Raw genomic sequence first — 12,008 nt, 5'->3', positions numbered from 1 at the left:
TTAGCCAGCGACGAATCAGCCGCACTGGTAATTGCTCGCAGGGCTATGAAATTAGGTGAAAAAATACCTCGCTCCTTAACCGCCTATTCTGAGGTGAACTCGGAAAAGCACGAGGAGAGCGAGTGGAGCCAACTGAATAGAAAAATCAAACGTTCCGCTGTAATATCACGTCGCTGTGATTATTATAGCGTTTCTAACTGGAGTTTCTTGGTCAACCTCAATGCCGAGGAAGCGCAAGCACGCTTGTAAGAACCTTTAAAGCTTATACCGCAGAGCTTACCCAGGTTTGCCTAGGTTTTTATAAGCGGTAAAAACCAATGCGTAAAGGCGAAATTTGGCTGGTTGCACTCGATCCTACTGTGGGCGCTGAAATTGGCAAAACCCGTCCCGCAGTTATTGTCAGCGATGAGACGGTAGGAATTTTATTGCTGGAAGTTATTGTCCCTATCACTGACTGGAAAGAGCGATACGCACAGAGAAATTGGATGGTTCGACTAGAACCCAGCAGCGAAAATGGCTTAATTAAAGTCTCAGCCGCTGACTGTTATCAAGTCCGTTCCGTTTCCCAACAAAGGTTTGTCCGACAACTCGGAACTGTTTCGGAGACAATTATCGAAGAAGTTGCAGAAGCACTGACAATTGTTTTGGATCTGGATTGAATAACTAGCCAACAGCGCACAAATAGTGTTAATTATAGATAGATTGTACGGCGCGACGGCCTAAATGATTCCTATACAACTTACACTCAAAAATTTTCTCAGTTATCGCGAAGCTGCTTTAGACTTTCGCGGCCTGCACACCGCTTGCATTTGCGGGCCTAACGGTGCTGGCAAATCCTCTCTGCTAGAGGCGATCGCCTGGTCGCTTTGGGGCTGTTGTCGCAGCGATACAGAAGACGATATCATTCATATCGGCGAAACTGACGTGCGCGTTGATTTCACTTTTTCCACCGGCGGCCAAATCTACCGGGTGATTCGCAACCGCAGGCGCGGACAATCGGGAAGTTTAGAATTTCAAGTAGCAACAAACCCCCCCTTCCCCCCCCTTGGTAAGGGGGGGCCCGAAGAATCTAATTCTTCTTTTGGTAAAGGGGGGCCCGAAGAATCTAATTCTTCTTTTGGTAAAGGGGGGCCCGAAGAATCTAATTCTTCTCCCCCCCTTGGTAAGGGGGGGCCGGGGGGGGTGAATTTTCGCACCCTCACCGACAAGGGGCTGAGAAATACTCAGCAGAAAATTCTCGAACATATCAAATTAGATTACGATACTTTTATTAACTCGGCGTATTTGCGGCAGGGGCGTGCTGATGAGTTTATGCTCAAAAAGCCGATCGACCGCAAGCAAGTTTTAGCCAACCTCCTAAAACTCGATCGATACGACACTTTAGCCGAACAAGCCAAGGAAAAAGCCAGAGAATTTAAAGCCAAAGTCGAAGTCCTCAAACACAGTTTGCAAACCGTACAAGAGCAACTGCAACAAAAAGAGGCAATCTGCGACGAACAAATTCAATTGCAGCAAGCAACCGATTTGCTTCAGCAGCAGCAGCAAGCCGACACTGCAGAATTGCAGCAACTGCAACTCCAGCACCACAACCGCCAAACTTGGCAAAAACTCCTCGCCGGCCACCAGCAACAGCATTACAATATTTCTCAAGAATGCCGCCGCCTGCAGCAAGAACTCGCTGCGGCAAAACAGCAGGGAAATGAGCTGCAAGCCCTACTCGGACAGGAAAATGAAATAACAGCGGGAATCGCGTATTTCCATGATTTACAGACCACAGAAGAAGCTCAAGCTGGGAAATTTAAGGTTAACCAACAAGCCCAAAATCAGCGCCAACAATTACAAGAACAGCAGCGCGACGAATTGAGCTTTTTGCAAAGCAAAATTCAGCAGTTGCAAGCTCAGTTAGATGTTTTAGAACAGGATGAAAAAGAGGTTCTAGGTGTTCTCAAACAGCAGCCGGAGGTTGACAAAGGACTCGCACAGTTGCAAGCTGTTCGATCGCGCCTCAGCGAACTCGACCAACTGCAATTGCAAGTTTCGCCGCTGCTACAACAGCAGCAGCAAAAGCAACAAAAGCTCGATCGCGCCCGCGCCGGTTTAACAGCCCGCTTAGAGGAAATCAACCGACAGGTGCAAGTTCAGCAGCAGCAGCGACAGCCGCAATTGCAGCAGGAAATCTCCGCCATCGCCAATCAAATTTTGCAGTTGGAAAACAAGCGAGTTTATCAAGAACGAGTCCGCGAAAAAGGCCAGGAAAGGCACAGTTTTCTGGAAAACCTGCAAGCCAAAAGCCGCGACTATCAAACCAGACTCGCCGAAATCGACCAAAAACTCCAACTGCTGCGGAAAAATGAAGGAGAAACCAGCGCCGGCGAAGCTACTGTCTCGAATTTTGCCGAAAACGAGCAATCGAATTCGCGTGTGATGGTGCGGGATGCAAATTTTGGCAATTGTCCTTTGTGCGATCGACCTTTAGACGAACACTACTGGAATTTGGTAGTCGCAAAACACCACTCCCAACAGCAGGAAATTTGGAACCAACTGTGGGTTGTGCGCGAACAGTTGGCCGTCTCCGAGCGCGAAATTCAAGTCCTCAGACATGAATACCGCGAACTAGAACAGGAATTAGCGCCCTACCAAGAATTGCGGGAACGCCGCAGCCATTTGCAAGCACAATTAGATAGCCTCAGCCAAGACGAAAACAGGCTGCAAAGTCTGCGTCAAGATGCGGAGGAAATAGAGCGGTTGCTGAGTACCGGCGAGTATGCCGCCGATGATTTGAGCGAACTACAGCAAGTCGAACAGCAACTGCAACAGCTCAATTACAGCGATCGCAGTCACTCCCTCGCCCGCAGCGATGAAAAGCGCTTGCGGTGGGCGGAAATTAAGCAAGCTCAAATCAAAGATGCTCAGCAAAAACTGGATAAAATTAATACCCGCCGCCCGGATTTGCAAACTCAATTAGCCGCCGTACAACAACAGTTAGAACAGCAAAAAAATAGCTCGGAAATTCAGCAGCAAATTCTGTCTTTAGATAGATACATTGCGGAAGTTGGCTACAATTTGGAACAGCACGAACAAGTCCGCAGCGAAATGCGCCGGACGCAATTTTGGATCGCTAGGGCCGAAAAATTGCGCTCGGCAACTGTGCAGTATCCGCAAGTGCAGCAGCGGATTAATGAAATTGCTAATTCCATCGCCGTGCGCGATCGAGATTTGCAAGCTGTCAGCGCTCAAACTTCCGCGATGAACCAGCAGTTACAAGAACATCCCGATCCAACTGTTCGCATCAGCGCTGTAGAACAGCAAATAAGCCGCCGCCGCCAGCAGTTAGACCAACATTTGGGAAGTCTCGGAAGACTCCAGCAGCAACAGCAAAATTTGGAATCTCTGCAAGTTCAGCTAGTAGCTCAAAAAGAGCAAATGCAAGTTACAAAGCGCCAATATCGAGTTTATCAAGAGTTAGGTCAAGCTTTTGGCAAAAACGGCATTCAAGCTTTAATGATTGAAAATGTTTTGCCTCAACTAGAAGCGGAAACTAATCATATTTTGTCGAGATTGAGCGCGAATCAGTTGCACGTTCAATTTATTACTCAGCGGGCGGCTGCTTCTAAAAAAGCAACTAAGTTGATTGATACTTTAGACATTTTAATTGCTGATGCTCGCGGTACTCGCCCCTATGAAACTTACTCTGGCGGTGAAGCTTTTCGGATTAATTTTGCGATTCGGCTGGCGCTGGCGAGATTGTTGTCTCAGCGGGCGGGTACGGCTTTGCAAATGTTGATTATTGATGAGGGATTTGGGACTCAAGATGCGGAAGGGTGCGATCGGCTGATTGCTGCAATTAATGCGATCGCTCCTGATTTCGCCTGTATCCTCACCGTCACCCACATGGCGCAGCTCAAAGAAGTTTTTCAAGCCAGGATTGAAGTAAGCAAAACTGCTCAGGGTTCTTGCATTAACTTGTCGGTTTAGAATGGTTATATCATTTTCGATTTTTGATTGTTGCATCGAAGATTAAAGAATACCGGGCAGCATTTTGGTTTGCTTTGTATAGGTCAATAAAGTTCAGTTAGCGCTATTTATACCAATTTTCCAAATTAATGCAACAGTATTTGTAGGGTGTGGATACATCGAAAATCTCTCAAAAAAAGTGACAATCTAATAAGGACGCACCTTATACATTGGGTGAACGAAACAACCCTCCGTTTCACTCCGCCCAACAATTTTATTGTTGCAACATTTTTTCTAAATGGTATTATTTCCCGGAGCTCCGCCTCATATCAAATCCTCTCTTCATCGGAATAGTAAATTCGCTGTTGACTGTTAACATCATGTATCAGTGCAACCGGAATTGATATCACATCGCCCTGCTTAAGGGGAGTAGGGGTCGAGTAGGAGGCAAAAATTCGGGGGGATCTCCGGGCTTAACTGAACCGTATTGTTGTGTGCACGCTCTTCCATTCGGCCGCGCTTCATTTCCCCGTCGGCTTTTAGGGGCTGCTGAGTTTGTTAGGTTAAACTAAAAATAAGACTATAAAATAAGAATACTTCAATCTCTTTAAACTTTTTTATAGTTCTGTCCACTCCTTCGGAGTTTGGGTATTGCCACTCATGATAACAGACTCTTTCCACCTGTCTCTCCTAGAACGGGCGATCGCCGCGTCGAGCAACAGCATCCTGATTGCAGATGCTAACAGCCCTGATACACCTATTGTTTACTGCAATCAGGCTTTTGAGAAACTGACGGGTTACAGTACCGAAGAAGTTATTGGACGCAACTGCAGATTTTTGCAGGGTGCCGATACCGATCGCGCCGAATTAGACAAACTCCGCAGCAGTGTGCGATCGGGAACAGAAATTAAGGTGGTTCTCAAAAATTACCGCAAAGACAAAACTCCTTTTTGGAACGAATTAACCGTTTCCCCCGTTCTAGATGGCGAGGGAAAATTAACTCATTTTATCGGAGTTCAAAATGATATTACCAAAAGGATCATAGCCGAAACAGCCCTGCAAGAAAGCGAGGAAAGATTGCGGGCGATCGCCACTGCAACTCCCGTTCCTATCCTAATAACCTGCCAGTCAGACAGCACAATATTGTACGCAAATCCCGCCCTAGGCGAAACTTTTGGTTTGAACTCCGAAAAGTTTATCGGCAGCAAAAAGAGCGATTTTTATGCCGACGCGAGCGATCGCCATAAATTGCTAGAATTAGTCAAAGAAAAGGGGTTTAGCGACGGTCAACAAATCTGCCTCAAAAAAACAAACGGCAGTTTGTTTTGGGTAAAAATGTCGATGCGATCGATTAATTTTAACGGTGAAGCGGCAATTTTATCGGCATTTTACGATATTACCGATCGCGTAGAAGCAGAAACAGCACTCAGAGTCAGCGAAGCGAGATTTCAAAAATTAGCCGCCAACGTTCCCGGCATGATTTATCAATTTAAGCTAGCAGCAGACGGAACTGTGTCATTTCCCTACCTCAGTTCCGGCTGCCGCGAACTCTACGAATTAGAACCAGAGGTGCTCCAAAATTCTGCTATTCTCGCGATCGAAATGCTTCATCCAGACGACGCGCCAAGCTTCCACGAATCTCTGGCTGTGTCAGCTAAAACATTAGAACCTTGGCGCTGGGAAGGCAGATTAGTTTTTCCGGGCGATCGCATCAAGTGGATTAGCGGGGCTTCCCGACCAGAAATCGGCAAAAAAGGTGACATTATTTGGGACGGCTTGTTGATCGACATTAGCGATAGCAAACAAACAGAATCAGCACTGTGGCACAGCGAAGCCAGATTTCAAAAAATGGCCGCCAACGTGCCCGGAATGATTTATCAATACTTGTTGCGTACCGACGGTTCCAATCAATTCACTTATGTCAGTTCCGGCTGTTGGGAACTCTACGAATTAGAACCGGAAAAACTGAAAAAAAACTCAGCTTTTATGTGGTCGTTGGTGCATCCAGACGACATAAAACCTTTGTTAGAATCCCTAGCTATTTCCGGGGAAAATTTACAACCTTGGAAATATGAAGGGCGGATCGTCACCAAGTCAGGAAAATTAAAATGGATTCGCGCCATTGCCCGCCCCGAACTGCAACCGGGCGGCGATCTGCTTTGGGAGGGAGTAACCATCGATATTAGCGATCGCAAGCTAGCAGAAATCGCCCTAGGCGAGTCAAAAATCGCCCTACAACAAGCCAATCAAGAACTAGAAAAGCGCGTCCTACAGCGCACAGAAGCCTTGCACGCCTCGCAAAAAATGCTGTGGTTGGTGATAGACAACATCCCTCAGTTAATCACCTGGAAAAATCGAGATTCAGTTTACTTGGGAGGTAACAAAAACTTTGCCAAAATCGCAGGTTTCAATCATCCCAGTGAAATCGTCGGTCTCACCGACTACGATATGCCTTGGAAGCCAGAAGAAACAGAATTTGTTCGATCCTGCGACCAACGCATCATGGCAACCAACACCGCAGAATATCACATTATCCAGCCGCAACTGCAAGCTGACGGCACCCAGGGCTGGGTGGATACAAATAAAATACCTTTACACGACAATTACGACAATGTAGTCGGGATTTTGTCTACCTTTGAAGACATCACCGACAGGCTTTCCCTGCAAGCTCAAGTCCGGGGTAGCGAGGAACTATTTCGCAAAATTTTTGAAGATGCACCCATAGGGATATACTTAGCCAATTTAGACGATAACCAGTTAGTGCGAGTTAATAAAAATTTCTGCCAAATGCTGGGTTCTTCCGCTGCCGAATTGTTAGGTAAAACATTTATAGAAATTGGACATCCCGAAGATCGACCCCAAAAAATCCAAGTGGCTGCTGCTCTTTTTCGAGGAGAAATTGCGAGCTATCAAATCGAAATCCGCCAGATTGCAGCGACAGGTAAAATTGTTTGGGTAAACGTGACATCTACTCTGATTCGAGATGGCGAAGGAAAACCTCTTTACAAATTAGGGATGATAGAAAATATTACCAACCGCAAAATTTCCGCAGCAGCACTCCAAGCTTCCGAATCTCAATTGAGAAAACAAGCAACTCAATTGCAAGAAGCCTACGAACAACTCCAATACGCTCAAATCCAATTAGTTCAATCTGAAAAAATGTCGAGTCTCGGTCAAATGATGGCCGGGATTGCCCACGAAATCAACAATCCTGCAACTTTTATTCACGGCAATATTTCTCACACCCAGAACTATTTTAACGATTTAATAGAAATCTTGAATCTCTACCAGGAATCCTACCCGTCCCCAGCTCCTAAGATTGTTGAAAAAGTTAAGGAGTTAGAGTTGAATTTTCTCAAGGAAGATTTGCCAAAAATGTTACATTCCATGAGAGTAGGAATAGAAAGAATTAGTAAAATTGTGTTGTCGCTCAGAAATTTTTCGCGACTGGATGAATCAGAAATGAAGTTGGTAGACATTCATGAAGGAATTGACAGCACACTATTAATTTTGCAGCATAAATTGCATCAAGAAAATCCCAAAAGCCGGATTGAAATCATTAAAGATTACGGAAAAATCTCAAAGATTGACTGTTGTGCGGTGCAGTTAAACCAGGTATTTCTAAATATTATCGGCAATGCGATCGAGGCTCTAGAAAACCAACCGCAACCCCGGACGATCGTGATTCGCACAGAAATGAAAAAAGCCGGATTGACAAGCCACAATAAAAGTAAGCTGAGTGAGTGCGATCGCCTTGTCATTTGCATCGCCGACAGCGGCCCTGGAATGACCGAAGAGGTTCGCAAGCGGCTGTTTGACCCGTTTTTTACGACCAAAGCGGTCGGGTCTGGCACAGGCTTGGGGTTGTCCATCAGCCATCAGATTGTGGTAGAAAAACATAGGGGAAGTTTGCAGTGTATCTCTCGACCCGGACAGGGAGCGGAATTTTGGATTGAAATTCCCGTGTAAAGGATGGAAATTTAGCTAAAAGTTTAAATATCTAACTTTTAATGCCCAATTGCCGTCGGTGCTTGAGTTATCGGGGTTTTGAATTAACAACACTCAGAGGCCAAAATTAATCGCATTCAGCGGTGCGCCCATCTGCTGCCCTTATTCACTAGGCAATTATGCTGAAAAAACTACCTTTCTCCTGGTCTCGCTACATTCCAGCCGGGTTGACGCTCGTTTTGGGTGTGGGAATGTCTGCCCTAGCATTTGCCTTGGTGTGGGACTGGGAAGACAAGCGCCGCGACTACGAAATGAACCGCCGCATAGACGATATTTCCATCGGCATCGAACGCCAGCTAAACTCCGACTTAGACACAGTGCTCGCCCTCAGCGACTACATGAAAGCCTTCAGCGCCGTCGAGCGCTCATCTTTTGCCAGCTTTGTCGGCCGTCCCCTATCCGTCCACCCCAGCCTGCAACTGTTGGCTTGGGTGCCCCGCGTCCCCAATTCCGAGCGGCAAAACTACGAAGCCAAAGCCAGAACCGAAACCGACTCCAGCTTCGAGATTACAGAGCGCAGCCCCAGAGGAGAAATGCGTAAGGCCAGCCAGCGTTCCGAATACTTTCCGGCTTTCTACGTCGCACCAACAGCCGGAAACGAGACAACATTGGGCTTTGACCTAGCCTCTGCCCCAAAAATCAGCGCGGTTCTCGATCGATCGCGCGATACCGGAGAAATGACTGTCACCAGCTACATCGGCCTAAGTGAAGAAAATTTCCCGGAACCCGGTCTTTTGGTAATGGTTCCGATTTACCAAAACAGCGCTAAACCGACTACCCTCGAATCCCGCCGCCAACTGCTGCAAGGATTTGTTCTGGGCATATTTCGAGGCAAAGATATTTTTCAAGCTTCTTTAAAAGGACGCAATACCGAATACCTCACTATTTATCTCGGCAACGAGGCTTCAGACAAGCAAGAAGCACGGTCGCTGTTACCGCTAAGGGGGAACCGAGTTGTCAAAAATCAGGCGGCTTGGAGCCAAATTCAGCATTTTGGGTTGATTTTCCAGCCAGACAGCCAACAAGTGCTGACCGCATCGGCCGCTGCAGAACGCGATCTCCGATCAAACTGCCCGATTCAAGACGATCGAGACCTCGATCGCAAAGCCTGCCAAAGGCTGGTAAAAATTAGCGGCCGCCAGTGGTCTGTGTACGTGTCAGCAACGCCGGAAATTCGCAAGATTCGCAAGCACTGGCGCTCTTGGGGAACTCTGACGATGGGGATGCTGTGGACTCTGATTCCGGTGACATATATGCTGACAGCTTTGAGCCGCACCGCCCAAATCGAAAAGCTAGCCCGAGAAAGAATTAGCCAAGCCGAAAAGTTACAGACTGCTTACCAACAGTTGGAACTCGAACAAGGTAAATCCGAGGAATTGCTGTTGAACATTTTGCCGGCAGCCATCGCCCTGCGTTTGAAGGACAACGAACACAATATCGCCGAAAGTTTTGCGGAAGTAACTGTGATGTTTGCCGACATTGTGGGGTTTACAGAGCTTTCGTCGAGAATTTCGGCGACTGCGGTGGTGGAAGTTCTCAACGATATTTTTTCGGCTTTTGACCATTTGGCCGATCGCCACGGTTTAGAGAAAATTAAGACTATTGGTGATGCTTACATGGTTGTCGGCGGTTTACCTACGCCGCGAGAAGATCATGCTGAGGCGATCGCCAATATGGCGATCGATATGCTGCACGAAATTCGGCTGCTGAGTTTAGAGCATTCGGAACCTTTCAGTATTCGGATCGGCATTAGCAGCGGCCCTGTAGTTGCCGGCGTCATCGGCCTAAAAAAGTTTATTTACGACCTTTGGGGCGACACAGTAAATATTGCTTCGCGCATGGAATCCCACGGGATTACCGGCTGCATTCAAGTCACCGCCGAAACCTACGAAATATTAAAAGATAAATATACATTTCAGAAGCGCGGCGCAATTCAAATCAAGGGAAAGGGATATATGGTTACTTATTTGCTGACTGGAAAAAAATAATTTATGGACGCAAGGGCAGTCAGAAACCGTTTTTTGTTAAAAAAAACACGAGTTTCTGAGCGCAGCCTCGGTAAAACCCGGTTTCTTAGCTTTGATTCGTAAGTCATAGATTGGATCGGGGATGCGGACTAAAGTTCTCACTAGGAACCAAGGGAGTTTAAGTCATAATCGCCGACATCAATTCATCGGTCATTTCAAAATTAGCCGTCACGCTTTGCACGTCGTCCAAATCTTCCAGCGCGTCCATTAACTTAAGGAGCGATTTGGCTTTTTCAGGAGTTTCTATTTCCACTGTATTGCTCGGAATCCAGCGATTTTCTGACTGCAAAACTGTAAAATTTTGTTGTTTCAAAACATCAGCAAGCTTTTCCAAATTAGCCACATTTGTAAAAACCTCTGCACCTTCAGTATCCTCATCAATTGATATCAAATCATAGGATTCTGCTTCGGCTTCTAGGGAAGCTTCAAACAATTGTTCCTCATCAATGGGGCCGCCGATCGTACAAACTCCTTTGTGGTCGAACATCCAGCCCACACAGCCAGTTTCGCCCAAATTGCCGCCATTTTTACTAAAAGCTTCTCGCAAGTCAGCCGCCGTGCGGTTGCGGTTGTCTGTCAGCGCTTCAATCAGTATCGCAACACCTCCCACGCCGTAACCTTCGTAGCGAATAGCTTCTAATTCCGAACTCCCCCCGGCTAAACCGGCACCTTTGGCGATCGCCCTTTCGATGTTTTCACTAGGAATACTCGCCGCCTTGGCTTTTTCAATAGCTGTCCGCAGTTGAAAATTGCCGGCAGGATCGGGCACTCCGCTGCGGGCGGCGACAATAATTTCGCGAGATATTCTAGCAAAAATCTTGCCTTTAACAGCGTCAACTCTAGCTTTTTGGCGTTTAATATTCGCCCATTTACTGTGTCCAGCCATACCGATTTAAGATTTTCGTTTTATAATGTGCGATCGACATTCAATAAACGTAGAGTGTGCAGTGTGTACCTTACACAGATAGCATAAAATGCGATTTTTTGCACGAATCTCATCTTTAATTAAAGCGGATTGCGGTTTCAGAGTCGGTGAGGTGAGAAGTATCGCCATTAAGTGCGATCGACCATTCGCCCTCACCGCGCACCACTTTCACCAAACAGCACAGAGAAGCGTTAATTTCCGTTTCAACACCGCCCGCCAGCCCGATCGCACTTCCCAAAACCGACGCACCGTGACCTACTAATAACATATCTTCAGGAAACTCAGCAGCGAGGCGTTTAGCAGTTTCCCCAGCCCTTTTGAGACAAGCTTCTCCAGTTTCGGGATAACTAGCAATACCGCCTTTGTAAGCAGCATCAATCCTCGGAAAACGCCTGCACAAATCCTCGACAGATTCAGTTTCCGGCATTTCGGTCATCCATTCAGGATTCAGCCATTCGCAAAGTCCCCACTCTAATTTTATCGACAAATCAAGAGCTTCTGCTGCATGATTTGCCGTTTGGACAGTACGCAGAAAAGGGGAAGCAAAAATGTGAGAAATTCCTTCACCTTTGAGGCGATTGGCGAGTTGTTTTGCTTGAACGTGACCGTCTTCGGAAAGGTGGGGATCGTAGCGGTGTTCTGCGGTGAGAAACCAGTCAGGGTTTACGAAGTCGATGCGGTTTCCGTGTCGTGCGATCCAGACTGTTTGTGGCATGAGTTGGTTTTAGTTTGGCTTCTTGATGTAATATTATATCAAAGATGCTGATTTAGGATCTTTATAAAATTCGAGTGGGATGAAAACAAGGCTGCGGTAAATTTGTCCAAGCATGAAAACTCATTTGAGCAAGCCAGAACGGTTTTTGACGATCGCCTCTACGTCGATTTCTACGATTCGGATCGCTCTGATGAAAAAGATCGCTATATTATTGTTGGAGAGTCCCAGCAAGGTAATTTATTGATAGTGTCGTATACCTGGGGGGGTGACAAAGAGGTCTACGAGATAGACTGTATAAGGGTTGCAGCCCGCATACCTTGTTGATAAAAGCGGCGTTTAGAAGGACTTAACTTCATTAACTGTTCCACATCGAAAGAAT

7 protein-coding genes and 1 pseudogene are annotated in these 12,008 nt (G+C 46.7%); 6 read left to right on the top strand and 2 right to left on the bottom strand.

Annotation, left to right across the window (positions count from 1 at the left end):
* The 5 genes and pseudogenes from AACV78_RS10365 to AACV78_RS10345 all read left to right on the top strand — a co-directional run.
* Window positions 1-249: pseudogene (locus AACV78_RS10365) on the top strand (hypothetical protein); the annotation flags it as partial.
* Window positions 250-317: 68 nt separating this feature from the next.
* Window positions 318-659 (top strand): type II toxin-antitoxin system PemK/MazF family toxin, encoded by a 342-nt coding sequence (locus tag AACV78_RS10360; RefSeq protein ID WP_194013164.1) that lies wholly within the window; start codon window positions 318-320, stop codon window positions 657-659.
* A 64-nt stretch (window positions 660-723) separates the two neighbouring features.
* A complete protein-coding gene (locus AACV78_RS10355; RefSeq protein WP_228042681.1) occupies window positions 724-3,975 on the top strand; it encodes an AAA family ATPase in 3,252 nt (1,083 codons plus the stop codon).
* 639 nt (window positions 3,976-4,614) lie between these two features.
* Window positions 4,615-7,923 carry a PAS domain-containing sensor histidine kinase gene (locus AACV78_RS10350; RefSeq protein WP_194012596.1) on the top strand — a complete coding sequence of 1,103 codons (3,309 nt, stop codon included), beginning with the start codon at window positions 4,615-4,617 and terminating at the stop codon, window positions 7,921-7,923.
* A gap of 158 nt (window positions 7,924-8,081) precedes the next feature.
* Complete coding sequence (locus AACV78_RS10345; RefSeq protein WP_194012595.1) at window positions 8,082-9,950, top strand: adenylate/guanylate cyclase domain-containing protein; 1,869 nt, start codon at window positions 8,082-8,084, stop codon at window positions 9,948-9,950.
* Between the two features lie 157 nt (window positions 9,951-10,107).
* Here the strand turns inward: AACV78_RS10345 and AACV78_RS10340 are convergent, their stop codons facing one another.
* Both AACV78_RS10340 and AACV78_RS10335 read right to left on the bottom strand, forming a co-directional pair.
* Window positions 10,108-10,875, bottom strand: a complete 768-nt coding sequence (locus AACV78_RS10340) for a YebC/PmpR family DNA-binding transcriptional regulator (RefSeq protein WP_194012594.1) — start codon at window positions 10,873-10,875, stop codon at window positions 10,108-10,110.
* A gap of 115 nt (window positions 10,876-10,990) precedes the next feature.
* Window positions 10,991-11,629 carry a histidine phosphatase family protein gene (locus AACV78_RS10335; protein WP_194012593.1) on the bottom strand — a complete coding sequence of 213 codons (639 nt, stop codon included), beginning with the start codon at window positions 11,627-11,629 and terminating at the stop codon, window positions 10,991-10,993.
* A 102-nt stretch (window positions 11,630-11,731) separates the two neighbouring features.
* On the opposite strand from AACV78_RS10335, the gene AACV78_RS10330 reads away from it, so the two are divergent.
* Window positions 11,732-11,953, top strand: a complete 222-nt coding sequence (locus AACV78_RS10330; protein WP_228042680.1) for a BrnT family toxin — start codon at window positions 11,732-11,734, stop codon at window positions 11,951-11,953.
* Window positions 11,954-12,008: the final 55 nt, after the last annotated feature.

The sequence above is a fragment of the Tychonema sp. LEGE 07196 genome (genome assembly GCF_963890365.1).
In the GTDB taxonomy this organism is placed as follows: domain Bacteria; phylum Cyanobacteriota; class Cyanobacteriia; order Cyanobacteriales; family Microcoleaceae; genus Microcoleus.
Note: the sequence above shows the minus strand (reverse complement) of the source record. Positions and strands in the feature narration are given on the sequence as shown.